Annotated in this window: 28 protein-coding genes; 14 read left to right on the plus strand and 14 right to left on the minus strand. The window is 56.9% G+C overall.

Features of this window, described 5'->3' with window-relative positions; translation table 11 throughout:
• Positions 1–130 precede the first annotated feature (130 nt).
• From CIK78_RS04650 to glp, 11 genes are all read left to right on the plus strand, one after another.
• Positions 131–571 (plus strand): DUF3305 domain-containing protein, encoded by a 441-nt coding sequence (locus CIK78_RS04650; protein WP_096277682.1) that lies wholly within the window; start codon positions 131–133, stop codon positions 569–571.
• Positions 568–1236 carry a DUF3306 domain-containing protein gene (locus tag CIK78_RS04655; RefSeq protein ID WP_096277684.1) on the plus strand — a complete coding sequence of 223 codons (669 nt, stop codon included), beginning with the start codon at positions 568–570 and terminating at the stop codon, positions 1234–1236. The genes CIK78_RS04650 and CIK78_RS04655 overlap by 4 nt, the downstream gene beginning before the upstream one ends.
• Before the next feature lie 187 nt (positions 1237–1423).
• On the plus strand, positions 1424–3151 hold the full coding sequence (locus CIK78_RS04660; RefSeq protein ID WP_096277686.1) for a 4Fe-4S binding protein: 1728 nt from the start codon (positions 1424–1426) through the stop codon (positions 3149–3151).
• A 4-nt stretch (positions 3152–3155) separates the two neighbouring features.
• Complete coding sequence (locus CIK78_RS04665; protein WP_096277688.1) at positions 3156–3794, plus strand: molecular chaperone TorD family protein; 639 nt, start codon at positions 3156–3158, stop codon at positions 3792–3794.
• Positions 3795–3856: 62 nt separating this feature from the next.
• The gene (locus CIK78_RS04670; protein ID WP_096277690.1) at positions 3857–4057 is read left to right on the plus strand and encodes a twin-arginine translocation signal domain-containing protein; all 201 of its coding nucleotides are present in this window, start codon (positions 3857–3859) and stop codon (positions 4055–4057) included.
• Positions 4058–4081: 24 nt separating this feature from the next.
• Complete coding sequence (locus tag CIK78_RS04675) at positions 4082–6934, plus strand: molybdopterin-dependent oxidoreductase (protein WP_096277692.1); 2853 nt, start codon at positions 4082–4084, stop codon at positions 6932–6934.
• A 35-nt stretch (positions 6935–6969) separates the two neighbouring features.
• Positions 6970–7584 carry a formate dehydrogenase FDH3 subunit beta gene (gene fdh3B, locus CIK78_RS04680; RefSeq protein WP_096277694.1) on the plus strand — a complete coding sequence of 205 codons (615 nt, stop codon included), beginning with the start codon at positions 6970–6972 and terminating at the stop codon, positions 7582–7584.
• An 11-nt stretch (positions 7585–7595) separates the two neighbouring features.
• Positions 7596–8699: a formate dehydrogenase subunit gamma gene (locus CIK78_RS04685; RefSeq protein WP_096277696.1), complete on the plus strand. Its 1104-nt coding sequence runs from the start codon at positions 7596–7598 to the stop codon at positions 8697–8699.
• Positions 8700–8787: 88 nt separating this feature from the next.
• Positions 8788–9114: a DUF1244 domain-containing protein gene (locus tag CIK78_RS04690; protein WP_096277698.1), complete on the plus strand. Its 327-nt coding sequence runs from the start codon at positions 8788–8790 to the stop codon at positions 9112–9114.
• Between the two features lie 4 nt (positions 9115–9118).
• Entirely contained in the window at positions 9119–9637 is a 519-nt protein-coding gene (moaB, locus tag CIK78_RS04695; RefSeq protein ID WP_096277700.1) for a molybdenum cofactor biosynthesis protein B, read from the plus strand.
• A complete protein-coding gene (gene glp / locus CIK78_RS04700) occupies positions 9630–10835 on the plus strand; it encodes a gephyrin-like molybdotransferase Glp (protein WP_096277702.1) in 1206 nt (401 codons plus the stop codon). Before moaB ends, glp begins: the two co-directional genes overlap by 8 nt.
• Before the next feature lie 8 nt (positions 10836–10843).
• Here the strand turns inward: glp and CIK78_RS04705 are convergent, their stop codons facing one another.
• The 11 genes from CIK78_RS04705 to dctP form a co-directional block, all read right to left on the minus strand.
• Positions 10844–12010: a glutathionylspermidine synthase family protein gene (locus CIK78_RS04705; protein ID WP_096277705.1), complete on the minus strand. Its 1167-nt coding sequence runs from the start codon at positions 12008–12010 to the stop codon at positions 10844–10846.
• A gap of 18 nt (positions 12011–12028) precedes the next feature.
• Positions 12029–12652, minus strand: coding sequence for a DUF1190 domain-containing protein (locus CIK78_RS04710; protein WP_096277707.1), 624 nt, complete (start codon positions 12650–12652; stop codon positions 12029–12031).
• A 28-nt stretch (positions 12653–12680) separates the two neighbouring features.
• A complete protein-coding gene (locus tag CIK78_RS04715; protein WP_096277709.1) occupies positions 12681–13094 on the minus strand; it encodes a DUF350 domain-containing protein in 414 nt (137 codons plus the stop codon).
• A 52-nt stretch (positions 13095–13146) separates the two neighbouring features.
• Entirely contained in the window at positions 13147–13869 is a 723-nt protein-coding gene (locus CIK78_RS04720; RefSeq protein WP_096277711.1) for a DUF2491 family protein, read from the minus strand.
• A 59-nt stretch (positions 13870–13928) separates the two neighbouring features.
• The gene (locus tag CIK78_RS04725; RefSeq protein WP_096277713.1) at positions 13929–14624 is read right to left on the minus strand and encodes a PspA/IM30 family protein; all 696 of its coding nucleotides are present in this window, start codon (positions 14622–14624) and stop codon (positions 13929–13931) included.
• A gap of 114 nt (positions 14625–14738) precedes the next feature.
• Positions 14739–15197, minus strand: a complete 459-nt coding sequence (locus tag CIK78_RS04730) for a DUF2170 family protein (protein WP_225734159.1) — start codon at positions 15195–15197, stop codon at positions 14739–14741.
• Between the two features lie 143 nt (positions 15198–15340).
• The gene (locus CIK78_RS04735; RefSeq protein WP_096277717.1) at positions 15341–16879 is read right to left on the minus strand and encodes a malonyl-CoA synthase; all 1539 of its coding nucleotides are present in this window, start codon (positions 16877–16879) and stop codon (positions 15341–15343) included.
• Positions 16876–18267, minus strand: coding sequence for a malonyl-CoA decarboxylase (locus tag CIK78_RS04740; RefSeq protein ID WP_096277719.1), 1392 nt, complete (start codon positions 18265–18267; stop codon positions 16876–16878). Before CIK78_RS04740 ends, CIK78_RS04735 begins: the two co-directional genes overlap by 4 nt.
• Before the next feature lie 10 nt (positions 18268–18277).
• Positions 18278–19612: a TRAP transporter large permease gene (locus tag CIK78_RS04745; RefSeq protein WP_096277721.1), complete on the minus strand. Its 1335-nt coding sequence runs from the start codon at positions 19610–19612 to the stop codon at positions 18278–18280.
• Positions 19613–19614: 2 nt separating this feature from the next.
• A complete protein-coding gene (locus CIK78_RS04750) occupies positions 19615–20133 on the minus strand; it encodes a TRAP transporter small permease (RefSeq protein ID WP_096282262.1) in 519 nt (172 codons plus the stop codon).
• Between the two features lie 81 nt (positions 20134–20214).
• Positions 20215–21210 (minus strand): TRAP transporter substrate-binding protein DctP, encoded by a 996-nt coding sequence (dctP, locus tag CIK78_RS04755; protein ID WP_096277723.1) that lies wholly within the window; start codon positions 21208–21210, stop codon positions 20215–20217.
• A gap of 155 nt (positions 21211–21365) precedes the next feature.
• On the opposite strand from dctP, the gene CIK78_RS04760 reads away from it, so the two are divergent.
• The 3 genes from CIK78_RS04760 to CIK78_RS04770 all read left to right on the plus strand — a co-directional run bounded on the left by CIK78_RS04760 (position 21366) and on the right by CIK78_RS04770 (position 24305).
• A complete protein-coding gene (locus CIK78_RS04760) occupies positions 21366–22049 on the plus strand; it encodes a GntR family transcriptional regulator (RefSeq protein ID WP_096277725.1) in 684 nt (227 codons plus the stop codon).
• A gap of 97 nt (positions 22050–22146) precedes the next feature.
• A complete protein-coding gene (locus CIK78_RS04765) occupies positions 22147–23151 on the plus strand; it encodes a helix-turn-helix domain-containing protein (RefSeq protein ID WP_096277727.1) in 1005 nt (334 codons plus the stop codon).
• Entirely contained in the window at positions 23142–24305 is a 1164-nt protein-coding gene (locus CIK78_RS04770) for an MFS transporter (RefSeq protein WP_096277729.1), read from the plus strand. Before CIK78_RS04765 ends, CIK78_RS04770 begins: the two co-directional genes overlap by 10 nt.
• On the opposite strand, the gene CIK78_RS04775 is transcribed toward CIK78_RS04770, so the two are convergent.
• From CIK78_RS04775 to CIK78_RS04785, 3 genes are read right to left on the minus strand one after another with little or no spacing between them, the layout of a single operon-like run.
• Positions 24302–24748 carry an HAD family acid phosphatase gene (locus tag CIK78_RS04775; protein WP_096277731.1) on the minus strand — a complete coding sequence of 149 codons (447 nt, stop codon included), beginning with the start codon at positions 24746–24748 and terminating at the stop codon, positions 24302–24304. The two genes, CIK78_RS04770 and CIK78_RS04775, sit on opposite strands and share 4 nt — an antisense overlap.
• A complete protein-coding gene (locus CIK78_RS04780) occupies positions 24736–25827 on the minus strand; it encodes an MBL fold metallo-hydrolase (RefSeq protein ID WP_096277733.1) in 1092 nt (363 codons plus the stop codon). Before CIK78_RS04780 ends, CIK78_RS04775 begins: the two co-directional genes overlap by 13 nt.
• Positions 25824–26870: an ABC transporter ATP-binding protein gene (locus CIK78_RS04785; RefSeq protein WP_096282263.1), complete on the minus strand. Its 1047-nt coding sequence runs from the start codon at positions 26868–26870 to the stop codon at positions 25824–25826. Before CIK78_RS04785 ends, CIK78_RS04780 begins: the two co-directional genes overlap by 4 nt.
• Positions 26871–26875 lie beyond the last annotated feature (5 nt).

The raw sequence follows: 26875 nt of genomic DNA on the forward strand, positions 1-26875 counted from the left end.
AGTTCTCGCAAAACGTCGGGGTTGACGATGATGGGGCTGGGGATGCTTACTTGTCTACCCATTCAAGCTCCATCTATTCAAGCTCCTTCTATTCAAGTTCTGTCGACTCCAGTTTCAGGGTGCTAATGCCATGAGTGATAATTTACGCTCCATCAGTATCACATTGGTTGCCGAAGCCAAGCAGGTAAAGCGCTTTACCCTAACGCAGTGGCGCATTGCGGAACTTGCTTTGGGCGATCAGGGGCCTATCGCGCTGCAACTACAGCTTTCGATGACCGAGCGCGCGGCGTATCGCTTTAACCTCACCTCTAGCGCGCCGCGTCTGTTTGTCCGCGCAGGCTTTACCGGGCAAGCACCGCAACCCGATGCAATCACGGCTAGCCAAGATGTGGCGGCAGGCTGGATGGATGGTGAGCAGCAGGTGCTGGAAGCCTTGATGCCGATGGCGATTCAGGTATGGATTGAGAGCTACCTTGCTCGCCACGGCGAGGCGCCCGTCGAGGTACGCAAGAAAAAACGCAAGGGGGCAGGGCGCGCAAAAGAGATGCCTGCCAATGAGCCGCCGCGATGAGCCGCCTGGAACGCTGGTCGCGCCTAAAGCGCAATGCCCAAAAGGAAGGCGGTGTCTCGCCAAGCGTAGTGCCTGCCAGCGAGCCTGCAGATGACATCACCGTGGAGCCAACTGGCGCGTTTCATAGCGGCGCCGAGCAGCCGCACGCTACCGTTGATCAACGGTCGGCACCGGCACTGGACGCACAAGAGCCAGAACGCGAACCCGCGCCCGGCAGTCTCGATCACACGTTGCCCGACCCCGATACCCTGGGTGTCGGCAGCGACTTTAGTGCATTCATGTTGCCGGGCGTCAGCGGAGCCCTGCGCCGGCGCGCTTTGAAGCGCCTTTGGGCCACCGGTAATTACAACGTGCGCGATGGTTTGGATGACTACGATGCTGACTATCGCCAGCAGCTCAAGCCCATGGCCTCTGGGCTTGCCAGCAAACTGCGCAGCTGGACCCATAAAGTAGACGAGACGCTGGATAAGCCGCTAGAAGATGCTTCTGCTGAGCCACAAAAAGAGCAGGTGGCCAGCGAGCAATCCAATGATCACTTGATCGCGTTTGAAAACGAATCTGCTATACCTGGCAGCGCCAACGGTAGCGCTGCAGAAAAGCCCCTCCTAGACGACCAGTCTGATTTAATATTTACTCCCCAAAGAAAGTCTGAATACTCTCATTAATGGCTATAGAATCAATTTGTTAAAGTTAATTTTCTTCCTTTTTGCAGACTGCATTAAACGCAATTAAGTTGGCTAAACACCGCGTTACGCCTAGGCTCAACTTAGTGTCAACGAAACGTTATGCCATAATAGTTAAATAATATTACTCAAAATTATAATAAGAATTATTCACTGACCGTGAGAATGCATGAATCAAAGAATCCAACTGGCGTCGATAGACGACCAGCGTAATGCCGAGGCTCGGGAAACGGTACGTCGACGTATTTCGTGGCCTGCTAATTTAACGCCTGCTAATGTGACCTATCACAGCCGTGGCCATGCGCTGCTGATAGGCGCGGCCGCCGACGTATACCCGGCTGCCCGCGCTCTTCAGGGGCGCGGTCTTGCATCGCTTACGTTGCTTGTTACTTGGCCTGTTGGTAATGGTGCTGAAAGCGAGGCGGCAGAGCTAGTCGGCGCCAGCGAGCCGTTAGTGACGCAAATGCTCACCCACGAGCAGCTAAGCCAGCTACACATAAGCGGTTATTTGGGGGCGTTTAGCGCTCGGTTAGATGACGGCGATGCTCCGCTGGATCTCGCCAGGGCGCTGATTGAGCGCGCCGGATTTGACCTTGTGCTTGATCTTACCGCGATGGCTCATCCCCAGCGTTCAGAATTGCCGCCACCTGGCTACGTGGTGATGTCTTGGCAGGATGTTGAGCAGCGCAGCGAAACACTCGAAAATTTTGCCGGGCTGGTCGGTGAATTCGACAAGCCGCGCTATTTTCAGGTCAACAGCGACCTATGTGCCCACTCCACAAGTGGCAATATTGGCTGTACCCGCTGTTTGGATGTCTGCCCGGCGGATGCTATCTCCAGCATTCAAGGGCGCATTGAATCCCATATTGAAATTGACCCCTACCTTTGCCAAGGCGTGGGCAGTTGCACCAGCGCCTGCCCGACGGGGGCGATCGAGTTTCGCATGCCAGAAACACGCCGCCAGCAGGATACGCTATCTACTTGGCTCGCGGCCTATCGTGATGCGGGTGGCCAGGTGCCGGTGCTACGTTTTCTTACCCATGATTCGCAAGACGCTGAGCGCGCAACCGGCGTGGTGCCTGCAGGCCATGTGATTGATGCCCCACTGGAAGAGTTGGGAGCGGCGGGCCACGACCAGTGGCTAACCGCACTGGCTGCGGGTGCCGCCGAGGTGCGTATCCAGCTGCATCCTAGTATGCCTGCACGCCTAAGTACTTTTTTGAACGACCAGATCGCTCAAGCGCACGCCATGCTAGATGCTTTGGGGCACGACCGCGCTCGTGTACAGCTGATTGGCGTCGCCGATGGGGCCGCGCGTGATGCACTGCCGACGCTTCCTCCTTTAACAGAGGCGCCGCTGCAGCTGCCTGAGCCTGAAAAGCGCACACGCTTGAACCGCGTGTTAGCGCGCCTTGCCGAGCTGGGTAGCCCTAACGGGGCACGCACCACGATGCCGGTAGGCGCTGCCTACGGCGCGATTCAGGTCGACCGCGACGCCTGTACGCTGTGCCAGGCCTGTGTCAGCAACTGCCCTACGCCCGCGTTAAAATCTGGCGGCAATACGCCCGCCCTTAGCTTTCTTGAAGCGGACTGCGTGCAGTGCGGTCTTTGTGAGCAGGCGTGCCCGGAAAACGCGATTACGCTGATGCCAGGCTTTTTGGCAGATGGCGCCCGTGAAACGCGGCATATCTGCCATGAAGAAGCGGCCTTTGAATGCATCAACTGTGGCAAACCATTTGCCACCGTGAGCACGGTAGCCGCGATTAAACAGAAGCTTGCCCATCATCCCTACTTTGCCGGTGAGGCGATGAGCCGCCTGGAAATGTGCGAAGACTGCCGGGTGAAGGATGTCTGGAAAACCATGATTCGCGATCCTGACGCGCAACTGAAGGTATAAGCCGATGACGGATGGATTGCCCGCGCTGAAAGAAGCGGATGCCCTACGTGCCGATATCTACCGGCTGTTGGCCACCTTATTGCGTCAAGCCCCGGATGCAGACCTGCTGGCATGGCTAGCTGAGCTGGCGATTGAACAAGATGGCAGCCAACTTGCAAAGCGCTGGCAAGCATTGGCAGATGCGGCAGTCGCCATGGATGAGACAGGCGCTGGCGTAGAGCCGCTTCAGCGCGCTCACTTTCGTCATCTGGTGGGCGTCATTCAGGGCGACGTCGTGCCGTATGCCTCATGGTATCGCAATGGTGAGTTGATGGAAGCCGCGCTAGTGGCGCTGCGCCAAGACCTCCGAGTGCTGGGCTTTGAACGCAGTGAGCACACCCGAGACCCTGAAGACCATCTGGCGGCGCTATGTGAAGTAATGGCCATGCTGATTGCGTCTGAAAGCCATGAACAGGCCTATTTTTTTAGTCAGCATATTGCCCCGTGGGCAGCCAGTTGTTTCGACGATCTAGGGCAGGTAGGCACCGCTTTTTATGCAGCGCTGGGAGCGTTAGGCAGCGCTTATGTGGAAAGCGAGAGGGTGAGCTTAAGCATTGATGCTGACCACGCTCCGGTGCGCATTATTGAACGCAAACGTGGATAGATCGTCGGCGATAGTCGCGTATAAAAAGACCCAGTATAAAACATAGGCGAGAGGAGAAACCCATGCACACCCCCCACAATTCTGAGCGCCGCCGGTTTATGAAAACGGTTGGGTTAGGAGCCGCTGCCGCTGGTGCCGCGGCCGCCGCCGGTCATGTCACCTTAGCTCAGGCTGATAGCGCCCCGGCGAAAGAAGCAAAACAAACGGCTAACTACCGTGAGACCGACCACGTTCGGGCGTATTACGCCTCGTTGCGTGATTGACGGCAGAATGCCAGGAGATTTGCCATGCGCTTAACTCGCAAAACAGACGCCCCCAAGGCTCCCGGGCTGGGTATTTCACGTCGTCAGTTCCTTAAACGCAGCGGTGCTGCCACGGGTGGCGTTGCCGCGGTGGGATTTATGGGCGCGCCGATGATGCGGCGTGCCGAGTCCGCCGGTAAAACGCCCGTGCTGGATTCACCCGTAGAAACAAAGCGCACCATTTGCTCGCACTGTTCGGTGGGCTGTGGCGTCTATGCGGAAGTGCAGGAAGGCATTTGGACCAAGCAGGAACCGGCATTCGATCATCCGATCAACCGCGGGGCGCACTGTGCAAAAGGCGCCTCACTGCGCCAACACGGCCACTCTACGCGGCGCCTCAAGTACCCCATGAAGCTAGTGGCGGGCGAGTGGGAGCGCATGAGCTGGGATGACGCCATTGACGAAATTGGCGACAAGCTGCTTGAACTACGCGAAGCGCATGGCCCTGATAGCGTTTACTGGCTGGGGTCGGCCAAGTTTAGTAATGAGCAAGCCTACCTGATGCGTAAGCTTGCTTCGCTGTGGGGCACCAACAACACCGATCACCAGGCACGCATTTGCCACTCCACTACCGTTGCGGGCGTGGCCAATACCTGGGGTTACGGAGCGATGACCAATTCGCTCAACGACATGCACAACAGCAAGTCGATGCTGTTTATAGGCTCGAATCCCAGCGAAGCTCATCCGGTAGCGATGCAGCATATCCTGATCGCGAAAGAGCGCAACAACTGCGACATCATCGTGGCAGACCCGCGTTTTACGCGCACAGCGGCTAAAGCTAACAAGTACGTGCGCCTGCGTCCGGGCTCTGACGTGGCTTATATTTGGGGCCTGCTGTGGCATATCTTCGACAACGGCTGGGAAGATAACGAGTACATCAACCAGCGCGTTTACGGCATGGATGAAGTGCGCGCCGAAGTCGCCAACTTCCCTCCCAATGTGGTTGAAGACGTGACGGGCGTTTCCGAAGCCGACATGTTTGACGTGGCCAAGCGGCTGTCTGACAACCGCCCTGGCTGCGTCGTGTGGTGCATGGGCGGCACGCAGCACACCACGGGCAACAACAATACTCGCGCTTACTGCATTTTAGAGCTGGCGCTAGGCAATATCGGTAAATCCGGCGGTGGTGCCAATATTCTGCGCGGCCACGATAACGTACAGGGCGCGACCGATTTGGGCTTAGGCTCTGATTCGCTGCCGGGCTACTACGGCCTAGCGGAAGGCGCGTGGCAGCACTGGGCGCAGGTATGGGACGTTGACTACGAGTGGATTAAAGGCCGCTTTGATGACGCCGAATATGCCGATGGCCAGCCAATGTACACCAGCGGCATTACCGTCTCGCGCTGGGTTGACGGTGTGCTTGAAGATGATGAAAACATCTCTCAACGTACTGCATTGAAAGCCATGTTCTATTGGGGGCACGCGGTTAACTCTCAAACACGTGGCATTGAAATGCAGCAGGCGATGCGCAAGCTAGAAATGATGGTCATCGTTGACCCGTACCCCACCGTCGCATCGGTGATGCATGATCGCAGCGACGGCGTTTATCTGCTGCCTGCCGCCAGTCAGTTTGAAACGACCGGCAGCGTTACCGCCACGAACCGCTCTATTCAGTGGCGTGACCGCGTGATTGAACCGCTGTTTGAATCCAAACCCGATCACGAAATCATGTACTTATTTGCCCGTAAGTTAGGGTTTGGCAATGAGCTGGTAAAAAACTATCAGATGAACGGTGACGAGCCGCTGATCGACGATATCCTGCGTGAAATTAACCGCGGTATGTGGACGGTAGGCTACACCGGCCAAAGTCCTGAGCGCCTTAAAGAGCATCAAAAAAACTGGCATACCTTCAGTTTTGAGAATCTGCGCGCCCAGGGCGGCCCTGCCGATGGGGACTACTATGGTCTTCCATGGCCGTGCTGGGGAACGCCCGAATTCGGTCATCCCGGTTCACCCAACCTTTACGACACCAGTATCCCTGTGATGGAAGGCGGCATGGGTTTCCGGGCGCGCTTTGGTATTGAGCGTGACGGCGTGAATCTTCTGGCCGAAGGCTCGGCGCCAGTGGGTGGCGATATCGACGATGGCTATCCTGAGTTCAACGACCAGCTGCTTAAAGATTTGGGCTGGTGGGATGATCTGACCGCCGAAGAGAAGCAGGCAGCGGAAGGCAAAAACTGGAAGACCGACTTTTCCGGTGGTATCCAGCGTGTGGTCATTGAGCATGGCTGCGCGCCGTACGGCAATGCCAAGGCGCGCGCCGTGGTCTGGACCTTCCCTGACCAGGTGCCAAAGCATCGCGAACCGCTGTACACCACGCGGCGTGATTTGGTTGACCGCTTTCCCACTTGGGATGACTTCGACTCGATCATGCGTTTGCCGACCCTGTACAAAACGATCCAGGATCGCAACAACGCCAGCGAGTATCCCATTATTCTCACCTCCGGGCGGCTGGTGGAATACGAGGGCGGTGGTGATGAAACGCGTTCCATGTCGTGGCTTGCCGAGCTGCAGCAGGAGATGTTCGTCGAGATCAACCCGGCGAATGCCAATGATCTTAACGTCAAAGATGGCGATGATGTTTGGGTCGAAGGGGCAGAAGGGGGGCGCATAAAAGTCAAAGCGCTGGTTACGCCTCGCGTTGATCGTAACGTTGCGTTTATTCCGTTCCACTTTGGCGGCATGTTCCAAGGTGAAAGCCTGCGCGATCGTTATCCGGATGGGTCTGATCCATACATCATTGGTGAGGCGGCTAATACCGCAACGACCTACGGCTACGACCCGGTGACACTGATGCAAGAGACCAAGTGCACCATTTGCCGCATTGAGCGCGCCTGAGTCTAGAAAACAAGCCCCGGCATTAGGAGAACAACATGGCTCAAATGAAATTTATGTGTGACGCCGAGCGCTGCATTGAATGCAACGGCTGCGTCACCGCCTGTAAGAATGCTAACGATGTTGAATGGGGCATTCAGCGACGCCGTGTGGTCACGCTCAATGACGGCGAAGCGAACGAAATGTCGATCTCTGTCGCCTGCATGCACTGTGACGACGCACCCTGCATGGCCGTTTGCCCCACCGACTGTTTCTACAAAACCGATGACGGCATCGTGCTGCACGACAAAGACCTGTGCATTGGCTGCGGCTACTGCCTGTACGCCTGCCCGTTTGGTGCGCCGCAGTTTCCTCAGCAGGATGCCTTTGGCGAGCGCGGCAAGATGGACAAATGTACCTTCTGCGCCGGCGGCCCTGCCGATAGCAAAGAAGAAGAGTACGAGAAGTACGGCTCTAACCGCATTGCGGAAGGTAAGCTGCCGCTGTGTGCCGAAATGTGTTCCACCAAAGCGCTGCTGGCCGGTGATGCGCAAGACGTTGCTGATATCTTTCGCCAGCGAGTGGTTCAGCGCGGTCACAAAGACGGTGCCTGGTCTAACAACCCCCAGGCCAGTGCCGACAACCTAGCCTATGATGCTGCCCATAAAGGGTAAGGAGGCGTGTCATGAACCAGTTGACTGCACAGGCGCACAGCAGGGTGTCGCGCTCAGATAAAAGGCTCATCGCCCTGGGCATGTGGCGCTTTATGCTGGTGGCACTTGCGCTGTTACTTAGCCTTGGTTTTACGCAGGTAGCGGTAGCGCAGGCGGATCCTGATCGTGAAATGACCACCGCCGCTCCGGGCATTACCGCCGATCAGTGGCGTCAGGTGCGTAGCGGGGAAACTGGTCCCAATTACCGCGATTCGCGTTACGACAGCAACTACAGCCTGATCAATGCAAGTGGTGAAACCTGGCGGCAGATTCGCAATCGCTGGGTCTCACCGTTTGGGATGATTGCGATAGGCGGTACGGCCGCGTTGATTACGCTGTTCTACCTGATTGTTGGGCGCAAGCACCTGGAGGCTCCGCGCACCGGGCGCAAGCTGCTGCGCTGGTCGCTGGTGATGCGCGCGCTGCACTGGACGGTCGCCACGCTGTTTATCACCCTGGCGCTGACCGGTTTGAACTTGCTACTCGGTAAGTTTATTTTCCGCACGCTGTTTGGCGATGCCTTCTGGGCATGGATGATCGCAGCCTCGAAAGTGCTGCATAACTATTTAGGGCCTATTTTTGGCATATTGCTGGTGGTCATGCTGGTTAGCCTGATTAAAGAGAACATTCCTAAAAAGCACGACTGGGTATGGTTCAAAAAGGGCGGCGGCATGATTGGTAAACAGCATGTAGAAGCAGGCTTTGCTAACGGCGGCGAGAAAGCCTGGTACTGGCTGCTAGCCAGCGTTGGAGTACTGGTGATTGCCAGTGGCTTTGTGCTCGATTTCCCCAACTTCAATCAGGGGCGCGACACCATGCAGTGGGCGAACATTATCCATGCAGTGGGTGCGCTGGGGCTGACCGCCGTTTCCTTGGGGCATATCTATATCGGTACGCTGGGTACGGAAGGCGCGTTAGAAGGTATGACCACGGGTTACGTGGATGAAACCTGGGCCAAAGAGCACCACAGCCTGTGGTACGAAGAGGTCAAGGATCAGACGGTTTCAGAAGAAGAGATCGCGGCGCGTAAGTCGTCTAGCGGCAGCGGCGAACCCTCGGCAACGCGAACCAGCTGAGCACCATGCGCAGTATCTGAGACACCGCCATTTGGCGGTGTCTTTTGTTATGCTGCACCTTACGCCACTTTTAACGAGAGGAACGGCAATGTCAGCGTTTAACGAATTTGATCAGGCCACCCGTACCGAACTTGAAGCAGCCGCCTTTCGCCGCCTGCTGCGCCATTTGGACGACAACAAGGACGTGCAGAACATTGACCTGATGATTCTGGCGGACTTCTGCCGTAACTGTCTCTCCAAATGGATGGTGAGCGCCGCCGATGAGCGTGACGAGACGCTGGAGTTGGAGGCCGCGCGCGAGTACGTCTACGGCATGCCTTACAGTGAGTGGAAAGAGCACCATCAGGCAAAGGCGACCCCGGAACAGCTGGCCGCACTTGATGCGCGGCAAGCCAAGAAAAATAGCCAGGAGTAGGCGAATGGAATCCATGGTGCCTTTGAGCATAGCGGTACTCACCGTCTCGGATACCCGAACGGAAGACACGGATCGTAGCGGCCAATCGCTCGTTGAGCGCCTAACCAGCGCAGGGCATATCCTGGCGGAAAAGCGCATTGTGCCAGACGATGTCTACCGTATTCGCGCGGTGGTCGCGGAGTGGATAGCCAGTGGCGACGTGCAGGTGGTGATCACTACCGGCGGCACCGGCTTTACCGGACGTGATTCAACCCCGGAAGCCATCTCAGTATTATTGGACAAGCGCATTGAGGGCTTTGGCGAGCGCTTTCGCCAGCTCAGCGGTGATGAAATTGGCAGCTCCACTATCCAAAGCCGCTGCTTAGGCGGTCTGGCAAACGCGACGGTAGTGTTTTGCTTACCCGGCTCAACCGGCGCCTGCCGCACCGGCTGGGACGGCATTCTGGCTGAACAGCTGGATAGCCGCCATAAGCCCTGCAATTTCGCTAACCTGGTCATTCCAGGCCGAGGTCAACATGGCTGATTTGCAGCCGATAGACGCCGCGCTTGTCGCTCTGCTAGCCGACGTGTGCCCCGTTGCGATCGAAAGTGTCTTGCTGGAAGCCGCCGCCGGGCGAGTACTGGCCGATGCAGTGACCGCGCAGTTAAACGTGCCGCCGTTCGATAACAGCGCGATGGATGGCTATGCGCTGCGCGCCGTCGATGCCGGAAAGTGGCTACCCGTTAGCCAGCGTATTGCCGCAGGAACGCCAGCCCAAGCGCTGGCGCCGGGCAGCTGCGCGCGTATCTTTACCGGTGGGGAAATTCCTCCAGGGGCTGACTGCGTTGTCATGCAGGAGCGTGTTGACGTTGATGGCGAGCGCGCCTTGATACCTGCCGATGTTCCCAGCGGTGACAACGTTCGCCGCCGAGGTCGTGACGTGCGTCAAGGCAGCGTGCTGCTTAATGCCGGTGAGCGTCTGGAAGCCGCCGCGCTAGGCCATTTGGCCGGGCAGGGCGTTACTCAGGTCAGCGTGCGTCGCCGCCCTCGGGTGGCCTTGCTGTCGACCGGTGATGAAATCATCGATCCCGGCACGCCGCTGAAACCGGGGCAGCTCTATAACTCTAACCGGCCCATGCTGAAGCGCCTGTTAGAGAACTTTGGTGCTGAGGTGGTGAGCACGGTCAGCGTACCGGATGACTATGCCCGTACCGTGGCGCTGTTAAAAGAAGCCGCTGAGGCAGATCTTGTGGTCACCACCGGCGGCGTGAGTGTTGGTGAAGAAGACCACGTTAAGGCAGCGCTGGAGGCAATTGGCCAGCTCGATATGTGGAAGCTGGCGATCCGCCCAGGCAAACCCTTAGCGCTTGGCCGCTTGCCTCGCCGTGATGGCAGCCAGGCACGCTTTGTTGGTCTGCCGGGTAACCCTGTGTCGGGATTTGTGGGTGCTTGGCTGTTTCTACGCCCTTTGCTGGGCACAATGCTGGGCTGCCCGGCGCTAAGCCAGCTGCCCACGATTACCGCTAGCGCTAACTTTGCCACCTCAACCGGCCCGCGCGAGCACTACATGCGCGTCACGCTGCAGTTTACGCCTAGTGGAGTGACCGCCGATGCGTTTGATGATCAGAACTCTGGCGTGCTCTCGTCGTGTATTAGCGCCGATGCGTTTGCGGTCATTCCTGCTAATAGCGAAATAGCCAAGGGCGATTCGATCAGCTGTTTATGGTTGGCAGGCGCTTAGTGAACAGATTAAACGATCGCGTGGGGCACAAAGCAGGAGGAATCTTTAGTGATGCGCCCTACGTCTTCGCGTATCCCCATGCCGCAGGCGCGGTCACCGACGACCCAACTGCCAATTAAGGCGTGGTTGTCACCAAAGCGCGGCATCGGATGGTACGCCTGGCGAATCCAAGGGCTGTCGGTATACGGGCCGCCCACGGCTTCATGCTGGCCGGCTGGGGTAATCAGTTCTACATTACTGCCTTCCCGTGAGAAGAACGGCTTGCGCACCCAGCCCGCTGGCAGCGGTGGACTGCTGGCATTCTCGAAAAACGCCGGAAGCAGGTTGGGGTGGCCTTCAAAATGCTCCCACAAGAGCGGCAAAATACCTTTGTTAGACAGGATGGCTTTCCAGGGGGGCTCAAACCAGTGCGTGTTCAACTGCGGAATAGCCTCGCCAAAGGCATCATCGGCCATCTCTTCCCACGGGTAGAGTTTGAACAGCGCGTGGATAGGCTGGTCATCTAAATCAACAAAGTGCTCGGCACCGGGCTGTAGCCCGATATCTTCGGTGAAGATAAACGGTGCGTTCAGGCCCGCCTGTACGGCCACATCCTGTAAATAGTGCACGGTGGCACGCTCTTCGGCGTTATCTTTGATGCAGGAAAAATACAGCGTGCGTGCGTCCAGGCGATCGCCAAGGTGTGCCATGGCATTGATCAGCCGTTCTTGAATCGAATTGTACTGGTCGGCGTGGCGCGGCAGAATGCCTTGAGCAATCGCCTGTTCAAGCCACACCCACTGAAAAAAACCGGCTTCGTAAAGCGAGGTGGGCGTGTCGTAATTGAGTTCCAGTAGCTTGGCCGGGCCGTCGCCGGAGTAGGCAAAGTCCATCCGTCCATAAAGATGCGGCTGGCCTGATGTCCATGAGTTATGGATGCTGTCCCACATGTGCTCGGGTAGAGCCAAACGCTGCATAAGTGCATTGGAGTGGCAGACTTTATCGACCAGCTCCATGCACATCTCATGCACCGCTTCAGTAGGCGCTTCAATATCTCTTTCCACCTGTTCCATGGTGAACTGATAGTAGGCGTCTTCTTTCCAGTAGGGCTCCCCGTCAATCGTATGAAAATGAAACCCCAGCTCTTGTGCCAGGGCTTTCCATTCTTTGCGTTCAGGGATATCGATTCGTAGCATAGTCGTATCCGCTGATGGCTAGGAGCCCCAGCCACCCCGCGCCGAAGAGCGCGAGCCAAAGCCTCTGCGCTGAGACGCGGCCTGGCGATTCTGGGCCACAGAGCTACGCATTGACTCGTTGCGCTGAGATACGCGCTGCGTGGCTTGGTTAGAGGCGGTGTTCCAGTTGCCCTGGTTCTGGCGGTTGCGGTATACCGGCTCTTGGTAAACCCGCTCAAAGGAACGACCACGGCTAGTGTTGGACATCATGCTGCCGACCATATAACCCATCATGGCGGGCATAAACCAGCTGCCACCCGTGCTGCCAGTGGCGGCTTGGGACTGTTCTTCAGTGGGTGCGGCGCAAGCGCCTTCGCCGTTTTCCGCTTCACATTCTTCAAGCGTGTTATAACGCGGCACCGCTTCTAAGGAAGCCTTGTAGGAATCTTCGCAGGCACTGCGCGTATAAACATTCTCTGCAACGCACTCATCGACGCTCTGAAAGCTTTTCGGCTCATCGAAGTCGACTTCAGTGATTTGTTCTTCTTGAGGCGGCTGACCACAGGCGGTGAGACCAAACGCGCTGGCACCCATCATCGCTAAGGTAAGGCGACCACTACGCTTACGACGTGGCAAATGCGGGGTGCGATCTTGTGTAGACATACCGGCTTTCTCCTTTGCTATGCCATCATTACCAAGTCATCGAAGCGGCGTTGAGCAAGCCAACGGCCACGGCTACGCTTGCCATTAAAATACCGTAAGCCTGATGACCTTCGGTGATGTGCTGAGAAAGACTTTCACCCTGCTTACGCAAAAATAGCTTAACCGCGAAGAAGGTTGCCAACTGGACGATAAAGGCCACGACGCCCCAAAGCACAAAATCGATAAAGTTGATCGAGTGCGCCATTGCGCCATACAGCGGAATGGTAAAACCTAGAATGGAGCCGCCGTAAGCAGAGGCCGCAGCGGCATTGCCTGCCCGAATCAGCGCCCACTCGTTGTGCGGCGTAATACGGCTGTAGCAGTACATAAAAGCGGCTAACAGAACGATCGCGGTCACTAGGTATGCCAAAAATGACGGCAGGCCGTAGAGGTAATTTACCATGGTACTTATTTCCTTCGAGAGGCTTGTTTAGATTGTAAAATTATCGAGCGGGTTACACCGCATCAATGTCGACGGAGGCTACATCGACACCGACGTTTTGCACCAGCATATAGCCACCTTCACCATCGTTTTCAGCGCTTAGCAGTACATACTCCATGCGCTCAGTATCTTGTATTGTGCGCTCGTACAGCATGGCATGGTGTATGACCGTGCGTGCCACGATGCTTTCCGTGGTCATTACCTGTTCTTCAAAGATCACTGGCGGTGACCACAGGCTTTCGCCGTTTCCCCAGGCACGCTCATAGCTGCAGGTGCGCGGCTCATCATCTGTCGAAGCAAGGGCGATAGTCTGCGCGCCGATGCCGTCGGGCTGCTTGGTTTCACCGTTTACGACATCGTCAAACTCGGCATCCGACAGATGGGCAACACGATAAAAGTCGAATAGCTTATATTCAAGTACCTGACCATGCTCAATGTTGGCCTGCAGCCACGTGTCGTTGTCTAAGTAAAAGCGCACTAAGTGTGCCCCTTGCCCCAGGTCAACGTGCCCGACAGCGGCGATATGATGATAGGCGTCATCATCCCAGCGAAACAGAGCGTCCTGGTGGGCGCGTAGGCCAATCAGCTTAATGTTGACGCGCCCATCCAGCCGCAGTCCTTCGAGGTCTTCCTGGCTGATGCCGGTGGGCAACCCTGCGGCTACCGAGCGGCCTGTGCTCGGTTCGTGGGCTTTTTGCGTGTTGGCGCGAAAAAGTGCCTTGAGGGTGTCAAACATGGCCTACCTCGTTAGTGAATACGGCTGCTCAGCAGCTTGGTCATACAAGCGATGAGCTTTTACTCTTGTGCGGTGCTTTTCTTCGCTTTCAGGCGCGCTAGTACATCATCGGCTTTACGCTGTGTGCCGCCAATACCAGCCGCTTTTAGACGCGCTTCAAGCGAGCTTCCGCTCTCTTCTGCCGCCATTTCATCCGCCGCGCTCATTTGCGCTGAGTTAAGCTGCTGACGCTCTTTGATGCGCTCAAGAGATTCCATCGCGCTGCTCATGGCGCTGTTTTGGCCGGAATGACGAGCCGCAACGGCCGACTGGGCTTTTTGCGCCGACTCAGTGGCTTTTACAACGCTAACCTGTTGTTTAAGCTGGCGAAGCTGATTGTCGGTGCCGCGGATCGCGCCGCGCAGTTTTTCGATGCTGGCATCGTATTCGCTGACGATCGCGCGCTCTGCTTCGAGATCATCCTGTAGCGCGACCATGCGCTCGGCTACTTCCACCGCCAGCTCTTCTTCACCTTTATCGAGTGCCGCCTCAGCGCTTTTTTCCAGCTCAGCAACTTTGCTTTCCAAGGTGTCCGCTTTGTTGCTGTTTAACTGGCGCTGGCCCATTAAGCGGGTGAGCTCGGTTTTCGATTGGCTAAGGTGGTTTTCCGAGTCGCGAATTTCCTGGTCTAAAATGCGCAGTGCCTGTGAATCCACCACGGTTTGACCGGTTTCATTCGCTTTACCGCGCAGGGCCGTCATGATTTTGCTTAACATAGAGAGTCTCTTTTAAAAAATATCGTTATCTCACCGCCGCCCTACAACGACTAATCGCTATCAATATTAACCCTATCAATAGTGACCATAGAGGCGACGGTACATTAATCGGTATCAGACGAAGTGCGTTTGAATCAGTTCAGCGACATCCATAGCGGCAGCGGCCGTGGCGTGCAGCTCAGCGCAAATGGATTCAAGCTTGGAGTCGCCAAACAGCTGTCCGTAGGCCACATAAACATCTTGTCCGTCGATTTCTACAATGCCGACAGAGGCTAACGGTAGTGAAATACCCTGACGCAGCAGCACGTCGTTCAGTTCAGCGGTTTTGGTCACGCTTTCCACCGCCACAATGGGCGCCATCGCGATCCACTCATTTTCGCTGCGCGAAAGCGTCATCGGCAAGTTGCCGTAATCGTTAAGTTCCCAAATCAGTGTTTGATTCGTTTCATCCAGGCTGATTGTCGCCTGGGGCCACTCGATCGTTGCAGCGTCGTCGCTGCTGGACGATGGCTGGCTTACTATACGATACAGTTCGGCGGCGGTTATACCATTAGTGACGGTAGGCTGAGTCAAGGCGATTTGCTCCATCGTTCGTTAAGTGGTTTCACCTTAACACTTAGTGAAGCAAATGGTTCCTTTTCCCAGAAGAGGCCTACTAAAAGCCCCGCACGCGGCGGGGCCAAAGGCTCGGATGAGTATGCTTGTAGAGCGGGCAGTTAAGACGAGCGATAGGTGTCATTGAACTGCTTACGCAGCTCATTTTTCTGTACTTTGCCCATAGTATTACGCGGCAGCTCATCGACAAAAAACACCCGCTTGGGCTGCTTGTACTTGGCCAGTCGCCCGTCTAAATATTGGATCACTGCCGCTTCTTCAAGCGTGTTTGCGTTAGCATCAGCGCCTTGTTGGCGCACGACTACCGCCGTTACGCCCTCACCAAAGTCAGGGTGGGGTAAGCCAATCACCGCTGACTCAGCGACCTGTGCAAGCTCATCGATCACTTGCTCGACTTCTTTGGGGTAGACGTTGTAGCCACCGGAAATCACTAAGTCTTTGTCTCGGCCGACGATATGCACGTAGCTCTGATCGTCGACCATGGCGAGATCGCCGGTAATGAAAAAGCCGTCATCGAGAAGCTCTTCACGGGTTTTTTCAGGCATCCGCCAGTAGCCGATAAACACGTTCGGGCCGCGAATCTGCAGCATGCCTATTTCGCCATGCGCCACCTCATCGCCGGTCTCACGGTTGGTAATGCGTATTTCCACGCCGGGGAGCGGCATGCCGACGGTGCCCGCGCGGCGTGCGCCTTCATAAGGATTGGAAAGATTCATATTGGTTTCGGTCATGCCATAGCGCTCAAGAATCGCATGGCCCGTTTTAGCCTCAAAGGCTTCATGCGTTTCAGCGGTCAGCGGGGCTGAGCCGGAGACGAATAACCGCATGTTGGCGGTAGCTTCTGGGGTTAGGCGCTCATCCTGTACTAACCGAGTATAGAAGGTGGGAACGCCCATCATCACGCTGCCACGGGGCAGCTCGTCAAAGATGATATCGGCATCAAACTTAGGCAGGAAAAGCATGCTAGCACCCGCCATCAGAGTGACGTTACAGGCAACGAATAGACCATGGGTGTGAAAGATGGGAAGGGCGTGAATCAACCGATCATCCGCGCTGAAGCGCCATGCTTTTAAGAGGGTTTGTGCATTAGAGGCAAGGTTCTTATGCGTGAGCATGGCGCCTTTAGAGCGCCCGGTAGTTCCCGAAGTATACAAAATAGCGGCCAGATCGCGCTCGCCGAGTGTCACAATATCTTCGCGTGGTGCTGACTGGCGGGCGTCGTCCATCAAGGTGCCGTCTGCGATACTGCCCAGGGTGGCTACCGCCGGGCAGCCGGTGTCTGCGGCCAATGCGCGCGCCTCATCTGCTGCCTTGGGCCGACAAACAAACAGCGCAGGCTCGGCGTCATTTAAGAAGTAGCGAATCTCATCGCCGGTGTAGCCGGTATTTAAGGGCAGATAAACGCCGCCGATGCGTAGACAGGCTAAATAAAGCAGGATTGCTTCGGGGCTTTTATCGACCTGGACGGCGACACGATCGCCTTGTTTTACGCCAAGCTCGGTTAGTGCTCCGGCAAGCTGCGCGCTCATGTTCAGCGCCTCGGTATAACTGTAGTGGCGACCTTCGCGCGTGGTAATAAACGCGGCATCAGCACGCTCGCGCATCTTGGCGGCAAACGTTGTAAATAGGTTATGGCTCATTTGGTTGTTTCTCCCTTAGCCAGTTTGCGCGCGCGACGAGCGAGGTCGCGCACCTCATTTGAGCAGGCAACGGTGGCCTTGGCGGTATAGTTTTCGTGGTTGTGCTCGATATCGTCCAGCACATATAGATAGTTGACCATTAAGCCGGCGCCCTGTTGAAACCCCTTGACGGACGTGTCGCCTAACCAGTTGATGCGGTGCAGCTCAGCACCGTTGCCCAGGTGAAAGCGCGCGACCGGATTTAGCGGCAGGCCGTGGCTGTTTTTCTCATCCACCAGGTAGCGAGCGGCCAGCGGGCGAATCGCGGCTTTAAGCTGCTCTTCATGGGCTTTATCTTGATGCCACGCCGGTTTTTCAAGCGCTTTGAGTGTCTGTCGCAGCGGCTGGGGCAGCTGCTCATCATCACGCTGCGCTTGCAGCCATTGAGCGAAGCCAGGCACCGGCGAAAGCGTCACAAAGTATTTAAGCTGCGGCAGTTCCTGAGATAGCTCCTGAACCACCTGCTTGATTAAAAAGTTGCCAAACGATATTCCGCGTAGCCCCGTTTGGCAGTTGCTGATGCCAAAGAACGCCGCGGTATCGGCGTCATCCGGATCATTGAGTCCTTTTTTATTGCCAGGTTTCTCGCCGGACATCTCGCCAGACACCTCTCCAGATAAGATGGGCTGAATACGGCTCGGCAGACCCTTATGCAGCGCGACTTCGACAAAGATAAGTGGCTCGTCGCCAATCGCCGGATGGAAGAAGGCAAAGCAGCGCCGGTCGCGAGCGTCTAAGCGTCGACGCAAATCGTTCCAGTCTTGAATTTCATGGACTGCTTCGTAGCGAATAATCTTCTCTAAAATTGAGGCCGGCGTGTTCCAATCAATACGCTTGAGCATCAAAAAGCCGCGGTTAAACCAAGAGCCGAATAGATGGCCAAAATCATCGTCAATCGCAGCCAGTTCAGGCTGTTCGCGTAATAATCTTAGTAAGTCTTCGCGCATTTTAACCAGCTCAAAAGTACCGTCGCTGGCCAGGTTCAAACGCCGGAAGAGCTCCTGACGACGTGGCTCACAGGCCTCGAAAAGCCGTTGCAGTGAGTCATTGTCACGGGCCTCATGGTAGCTTGCATAGGCAGCGTCGATAGGGCCTGGCTCGGCCGCGAAGTCAGCTGATAGGCGAGCAAAGAAGCTGCTTTTTTCAGCATCTGAAAGGCGTTGATAGATCGCTAAGGCGCGACTTGCCAAGGCAATGCTGGAGGCTTCCCCATCGCTTTCAAGCAGCGCTTGGCAGGCTTTGACTAGCTGGCGGTGGTCGGGCGTTAGCGTCTCAGGCTGGCGGCGTCGCAACAGAGCATCACGCTGGGTGATGTTGTTGAACAGCTCCTGAAGAAACATCATGTTCATTATTTGCTCCTCAACCCATGATCAAATTAGGTAGCCACAGGGCGATGCCTGGGAAAAGGCACAGCAGCAAGATACCCAGCACCATGCATAGTGCGTAGGGCAAGCTTCCCATCAGAATGTTTCGCAGCGAGATATCCGGCGCGATGCCTTTAATAATGAATAGGTTAAGGCCCACCGGTGGCGTGATCAGGCCGATCTCCAGGTTGATGGTCAAAATGACGGCAAACCAGTATGGGTCGAAGTTAGCCGCCAAAATGATCGGCAATAAAATCGGCGCGGTCATCACGATCACGGCGACGGGCGGTAGGAAGAAGCCGGCTACCAGCAAGAAAAGGTTAATCACCCCCATGAGTACCCAGCGGTTTACTTCCAGGTTCGCAATCGCGGCCGCCACGGTCTGGGTGATAAACATTGAAGACAGCGCGTAGGCAAACACTTCGGCGGTGGCAATAATCAGCATGATCATCACGCTTTCGCGCAGCGAGTCGCGCATGATCAGTTTGAGAGGGCCCAGCTGCCACATGCGGTAGATAAGAATAGCCAGTGCCAAACAGAGGAATGCACCCACGCCTGCTGCCTCAGACGGTGTTGCCACACCGCCATAGAGAGCAAATAGGATGCCCGCCACCACGCCTAGAAAAGGCAGTACGCGTACCAATGCCTTCATGTTGCTATCGACATTCTGCTTGACGGTTTGTTTTAGCCGCTCGGCAGATTCCGCCATTGGGTTGCTATAGCCCCCGGCTCTTTTGCAGGCGATCATGGTCCAGATCATAAACAGGCCTGCGAGCATAAAGCCCGGCACCACACCGGCAATAAACAGTCGTCCGATCGAGGTTTCGGTGGAAATTCCGTAGATGATCATGGTGACCGACGGCGGAATCAAAATCCCCAACGTGCCGCCTGCCGCAATACAGCCCGCCGCAACGCCGTCGGGGTAGCCGCGTTTGCGCATTTCAGGAATGCCCATTTTACCTATCGCCGCACAGGTCGCCGGTGACGAGCCTGAAAGTGCGGCAAAAATCGAACAGGCGCCGATATTTGAAACGGCCAAGCCGCCGGGCAGCTTACCCATCCACAGATCCAGCGAGCGATAAAGGTCACGCCCCGTGGGCGAGGATGCCACCGCAGCGCCCATCAAAATAAACATGGGAATGGCGACAAAACCAAACTCCGCAATGCGGTCAAAAAAGGTTTCCCCGAAGTAGGTAAGTTCGGAAAGGCCCCGGTCGTAGAGCAGCGCCAGCAGCGATACCCCGCCAAGGGCAAACGCGATAGGGGTGCCAATGGCCATGAGTACAATCAGCGCGATGGCGACAATAATGCCTAGTGTAATGGGATCCATGCTCAATCCTCCCCACGCAATATTTCAGCCACATACTGAAGTGATAGAAGGGTCGCGCCGACGGCCATTGGCAGCAGTGCCGGCCATAGCGGCGGGTTCCATACCGAGCCCGTGGTCCAGTCGCCGTGGATGGCTTCAAGAACATAGACCCAGCTGGCATAGGCGAGCGCGGCGCAGAAACCTAAACCAAATAGCGCGGCGACTAGGCGCATCGCCGTGCGCGCAATGCCACCCAGCGCGTCGGGTACAATCGTGATCGCGACGTGGCCACCGGTCATTAAAACGTAGGGGCTACCCATTAGCATTGCCCCTGTGACCGAGAAAATGGTGAACTCGGTCTGCCAACTGGTGCTCATTCCCAATACGTAGCGCACAAAGACCATCTGGCAGATAACCAGCACGCCAGCAATAAACATCGCGCTGGCTAAGTAGGCAGAACAGCGAGAAAGCACGTCCATGGCGCGAATGTAGCCGCCAAGAATGCCCCCGCGTGAGGAGGGTTCGTGAGTGGTGGTTGCCATATTCATTCATCCGGCTGAGCAAGCATCATAAGGCGGCCACGCCTGGCGGAGTGGCCGAGCTATTAGGCGTTAACCCGTTGCTTACTCAACGGCGAGAGCCGCATCGATAATGGCTTGGCCATTAGGCACGTTCTCAGCAAAGTTTTTGTAGGAGGTCTCGCGGGCGATATCAAGCCAAGCGTTGTAGTCTTCTTCGCTCATGCTGACGACTTCAACGCCATTTTCTTCGTAGAGGTCGACCATTTCTTGATCAATTGCCGCCGCGGCGTCGGCGAAGAAGTCCTGTGCCGATTTGCCAGCTTCCATTAGTGCCGTTTGCTGCTCTTCGTTCAGCCCCTGCCACACTTGCTCCGAGATCAAAATTGGCTCGTACATAAACCACAGTGCGAAGTCACCTGGCTGGGTCAAACATTCAACCTGCTCATACAGGCGAAAGGAGATGAATGACATGGAGGACGTGTTGGCAGCCTCCAGCACACCGGTTTGCATGGCGGTATAAATTTCAGAGGAGGGCATTGAGGCGATGGATGCACCTGCCTCTTCCAGCATCTCTTCAAACGCAGGACCTGCCGCACGAATGTTCTGACCGCTCACGCTTTCAGGTGATGTAATGCACTGCTCGCTTGAGGCAAAGCCGCCAGACAACCAGGCGTCGGCAAGTACGCGCCCGCCGCCTTCTAAAATAACGTCTTTGATGAGCCGCATATATTCGGAGTCATTCAGGCGCTGGGCATGTGCTTGGTTGCGCACTAGGCCCGGCATCAGCGTGGCAGAAAACTCCGGGTGGCGGCCGCTGGCGTAATCAAGCGGTAGTGATGTGATATCCAAGCGGCCTCTCGCCAGCGCTCCCCACTGCTCGCGTGCTTTGAACAGCGATTGGCCAGGGTAAACTTCGATGGTCAGACCGACGTCCGCGGCGGCTACTTCGCGGGCCATGAGTTGAACCATTTCATCGCGCACATCCCCCTGGCCGCCGGGGAATTGGTGCGAGGCGCGCAGTACGGTATCCGCAGAGGCATGAGAAGCCGCGATAGCAAGACCTAGTGCAGCCGCGGTAGGGATCAAATAGCGTTTCATGTGGCATCTCCAACACTTGTTGTTATGTTTTTGGATAAGCTTTTGTATGTTCATCAGGCAAGCTGATATATATTTCAATAGCGGTTAACTGTGCTAATGTCAACTACATGGCCTTTTTAAATGCGTGAAATAAGCCACGATTCAGGAGGTAAAACATGGCGGGCATTAAGCGTTCAAACGCACAGCGACTGAGAGATTCCCTCGAAGATGACATCATTAATGGCCGCCGTGTCCCTGGAGAGCGGCTCGACCCTGAGGCCCTAGGGCAGGCGTTTCAGGTCTCGCGAACGCCGGTGCGTGAGGCTTTTCAGCAGTTGGTTGCCAGCGGGTTGGTAACGGTGTCACCCAAGAAAGGCACCTTTGTGGCAAAAGTCGGAATCGACCAGTTGATCGAAATGTTTGAAGTCATGGCCGAGCTTGAAGGAATGTGCGGCCGCCTCGCGGCCCGCCGGATCACCGATCAGGAACTGACGGCACTACGTGACGCGCATCGGCGGTGCGAAGCGGCTGCTTTAGCCGGTGATAGCGACGAGTATTATTATGAGAATGAAGGCTTTCACGACTGCATTTACGCCGCCAGCCACAATACTTTTTTGGCTAGCGAAGCGCGTCAGTTAAAGCAACGCCTAAAGCCCTACCGGCGCCTGCAGCTGCAGGTGCGCCAGCGGGTGCATAGCTCGCTGAGCGAGCATAAAACTATCGTAGAAGCGATTGAGAAGGGTGATTCTTTGGCGGCGCAGCAAGCATTGAGCGACCACGTGTTGATTCAAGGCGAACGCTTTAGCGACTTCGTTTCTAGCGTGCGGCGTATGGAGGGACCGCTAGAGCATACCGGTTAGATTTGTCCCTATCGGTGGGGTAATGGTCCTTGCCGACATAAGTCGCAGCGCTGACACTCTCTCTAATGCTTTAGTATCCTATTAGCGGAGAGAGATCGTGACTCGCCATGTTGCCCTATTTGCCTACCCCGACTGCCAACTGCTGGACGTCAGCGGTCCCTGGCAGGTCTTCGCCAGCGCCAATGCGTTAAGCCCCCAGCCGCTCTATCAGTTGACGCTGGTCGCCGATGCCGTTGGCCCGGTTACCACCAACGGCGGCTTAGCCGTGCATGCTACACACACCTACCACCAACTTAAGGGTTTACAGCCTCTGGATACGCTGTTGGTGGCGGGTGGCAGTGGTGTAATGCACCAGCGTGACATGGCCGAAGTGAAGCAGGTGCTTTGTGAGGTCGCCCCAACGGTACGGCGGCTTGGGTCGATCTGCTCTGGGGCATTTCTATTAGCCGCTGCAGGGTTGCTGGATGGCTGTCGCGTTACCACCCATTGGCGCCATGCCGAGCAATTAGCCGAGGAGTACCCCGCGCTTAGTGTCGAGCCCGATGCGCTGTATAGCGAAAGCAACGGTCGCTACACCAGCGCAGGCGTAACGGCGGGGATTGATTTGGCGCTGTCGTTGGTAGAGGCGGATCACGGTGCCGAACTTGCCGGGCGGGTAGCCCGCGAACTGGTGGTGTTTTTGCACCGCCCCGGCGGGCAGTCGCAGTTCAGCGAGATACTGCGCCGCCAGCAGGCTGTGGGGCCACTGCGCCGCTTGCTGGATCAACTTCACGCCGATCCCAGCGTGGATCATGGGCTTGAGAGCATGGCTGAGCTGATGGCGGTCTCTCCACGCCATCTTACCCGGCTGTTTAGACGCTACTTAAATACCACGCCCGGCGCTTACCTTACCCAACTACGCCTTGAACAAGCGCGCTTGGCGCTGCTCAACGAGCGCGAAAATTTATCCCTTGACCGCTTGGCACAGCGCTGGCGGCTGGGCGGCGCGGAGCAGCTGCGCCGCCAGTTTCAGCGCTACTATGGCGTATCACCCTCGGTCTATCGCCAACGCTTTGCGTCTTCCCATGCCACGTCTCATCAGGAGAGTGTCTTATGCCTCTGACCGTCACCCTATTATCACTTTGCCAAGCATTGCTGGTTACCGGCAACGTTTTGTTGATTGCCGTCTCGCCGCTGATCGGGGCTTCCTTGGCCCCGAGCACGTCATGGTCGACCGCGCCGGTTGCCACCCAGTGGCTGGGGCTAATGTGCGCCACCATTCCTGCCTCGCTCATCATGGCCAGGCTGGGCCGTAAACGCGGCTTTATACTGGGTAACATCGTTGGGTTGGTGGGCGCGCTGGTCGCCGTGCAAGCGTTGATGAGCCAGCGTTTTGGGTTGTTCTTGCTGGCAACATGGTTGATTGGTATCGGCATTGGCTTTGGCCAGCTGTATCGCTTTGCCGCGGTGGAAGCGGCACCCGCCAAGCTACGTGATCGAGCGATTGGTTTGGTGATGGGCGGTGGTGTGCTGGCTGCCTTTGCTGGGCCGTGGCTAGCAAGGGTGAGTCGTGAGCTTGGCGACGTACCCTTTTTGGCGAGTTTTGTGGGCTTGGCCGCGCTCTACGCATTGGCGTTAGTGGTGTTAATGCTAACAAGATTACCGCCCGCCTCGCGCACTCATGGTGAAGGCACCCCGCTGCCGCTGGGTAAGATACTCCGCCAGCCCGGCTTCATTGTGGCGGTGAGCGCGGCGATGGTCGGTTACGGTGTGATGAACCTGGCCATGACGGCCACACCGCTTGCCATGGCAGGGGCTGGGCACCACTTTAACCACGTTTCAATGACCATTCAGTGGCACGTGGTGGCGATGTTTTTACCCTCGTTCTTCACCGGCCATTTGGCCGCCCGCTTCGGCGCCAAGCAGGTCATTGTGGCAGGCTGCCTGCTGCTGGTGGCCAGTGCGTTGGTTGCCCAGTGGGGGATCGGTTTAGCCGGTTTCAACGTGGCGCTGATTCTGCTGGGTTTGGGCTGGAACTTTACGTTCCTACCCGCTACCGGGCTGCTCACTGAAAGCTACCGCCCGGTAGACAAGGCGCGGACACAGGCCGCCAACGAGTTTTTAGTGTTTGGCACCGCCGCCATCACTGCGTTGCTCGCAGGACCTTTGGTCAGCAGCTTGGGATGGGCGACGCTTAACCTACTGTTGATCCCCGCTGCGCTGGTGCCCTTGGCGGTACTGTTGTGGCAGCATCGCGCCAGTTTGGCACACGCTTAGAAATCCCCCGGCGCGCACTGTAGGCAGGTAAGCCCGAGTGCGCGCCACTGGGTGACCACGGCATCGCGGTCATCCAGCACCAGCCAGGGGGCGAAGCCGTCGCGGCGCATTTGATTGAGAAGTGCAGCTTTTACCTCTTCATCATCCACATGATCATCGCCCTCAGGGCGTAGGTACATGGCATCGAAAGGGATGGTGTGGCGCTCTAGCCAGCGCTGGGTATGCGCTCTGTGGCTATCCGGCCGGCCGCTGCAAATCACAATCTGCTGACCTTGTGCCTTAAGCATTTTCACCAGCCTGACAACCGGCTCAATGACCGGCGCCTCGGCCATATGGGCGAAGAAGGGTTCCCACTGTTTTTGGCTACCCAGCACCCAGTCGCTGACCTGGTGCGGATGAAACTCGGCAAGGGTACCGTCAACATCAACAATTACTGCGGACATGCAAAACTCCTTAGTGGCGAAAAAGTGGCTGAGCGCGCATCGGCTTTAAGTCGGCGAGTCTTACAGAGGCGCTTACCCAGCAGCCTGCTCCACGTGTTCAATTCATGATCAGTAAGCTGAGTAAATAGCGGAACGGTCTGGGTAGCGCCTAACTGATCGGTGAGTGCCACCAGGTGCGAGGCACGCAGGTGCACATTCCAGCGCTGCGCGCTTATCTTGCCTGCGGCGAGCTGGGCGCAGCGTTCGGGCGTTAAATAGCCGGTATGCAGTAGATGATGATGGGGCCACTGATCTGGCGTGTCATCGCGGTCGCTAATCAGTTGAAGCGTGGCATTTTGGTCATTCTTACCTGTCAAAACGCGGGCAATGGCGGCATCGATGCCCGGGCGTCTTAGCGTGACAGGCTGAGCAAGCAGGCTTGCCAAGGCACGTCGTATTGCTGGATCAATCGCCAAACTTATTCCCTGTTGCAGGGCTAGCTGGCTAAGCCATAGCGCCAGCTCCAATGCGCGACCGGAGGTGGGAACGGGGAGCGCGAGCGGACGATGAAGCTGCTGGCGCAGCTGCTGATAGCACACTGCTTGCGGGGCATCGTAGCTGCCGTAAGAGCCGTCAAGTAGTGCAGTGGCGGCTTTGGGCGGCGTATCGAACGGGAACACCCGCGACTCAAAGCAAGCATCGCCGCTGTAAAATACGCCGTTGCCCATCGCTAAGTGCAGCCATACGCCCCCTAGCGAGTGGCCGGCTTGCCCCGTGGTGACGTCAATGCCTGCGACGTTTAGCGAGCCGCGCTCGGGCAATGGTCGCCAGGCGCGGCTAGGTGGCAGCGCCTGAGCGACCAGCGGCGTGCAGTACAGCGGCACATCGTCAGGCAGGTGGGCCACACCGCCAATATGATCGATATGATCGTGACTAATCAGCACTGCGTCTACATCAAGACGGTTGGCCCACGTGATGGTGTCACCGGGATGGAGCGCGCCACCTGCATCCAGCAGCAGGCGTTTGCCGTTCGCCTCGACCACGATAGCGGCAGGGCCTTTGTCGCCTAAGCCGCTTAGAATGTCGATGTTGACGGTCATTGGTCGGGCTCCAGACACCAGCCTTGAAGAAGGGTGGCAGCGACTTGACTACCCAGTTCAGGTGCGCTGTGGTGATAGGCGAGCAGCGTTTCGCCGCTGGGCAGACGCAGGCTGAGCTCATAGCGCTCGCCACGAAAAATGACGCTTTCAACCTGAGCGGGCAGTTGGTCTGCCATCGCAGCAGAGAGGCTGATCCGAATATGCTCGGGGCGTACCAGTACCGTTTGAGTGCGCTCGGACGCCATGGCATTCAGGCCGTGCATTAGGCTTGCGCTCTCCAGCTTCTGCCCAGGGCGGCCAGCGGCGACGTTTAGCTGGCTGCCTTGGCCTATAAATCCCGCGACCCACGCTGTGCGCGGCTCACGATAGAGCATCTCCGGAGCACCCCACTGAACTAGCTTCCCTGCTTTCATCACGGCGATTTTATCGGCCAGTGCCATCGCCTCGCTCTGGTCATGCGTGACGTAGACCAGGGTAGCGCCAGTGCGCTGATGAAAGTCACGGAAGCTGTGCTCCATGGTGGCGCGCAGGTGGCGGTCAAGATTGGCCAATGGCTCATCCAGCAGTACGACGGACGGGTCGCTGACCAGGCAGCGTGCCAGGGCCACTCGTTGGCGCTGGCCGCCGCTGAGAGCCTGGGGCGTACGCTCGGCGTAGGCTTCAAGCTCTACCAAGGCGAGTGCTTGCTGAACCTTGTGTTGATACGCCGCCCCGCGCAGGCCGCGCAGTTTGACCGGGTAGCCCACGTTGTCAGCCACGCTCATGTGCGGCCATAGCGCATAGGACTGGAACACCATGGCCATATTGCGCTGTTCGGGCGGTACATGAATCTCGGTACTTGCCAACGTGCGGTTGCCTAACCGCAGGGTACCTTCGTTAACCGCCTCAAAGCCTGCCAGCATGCGCAGCATGGTGGTTTTGCCGCAGCCGCTGGGGCCGAGAAGCGCCACAAACTCACCAGGGGCAACCGCGAGGGATAGTTCATCGACGGCGGTGTGTTCGCCAAAGCGTTTGGTGACACGCTCAATGGTTAGCCCGGTCATATTAG

Source organism: Halomonas sp. JB37 (genome assembly GCF_002332255.1).
GTDB lineage: Bacteria > Pseudomonadota > Gammaproteobacteria > Pseudomonadales > Halomonadaceae > Vreelandella > Vreelandella casei.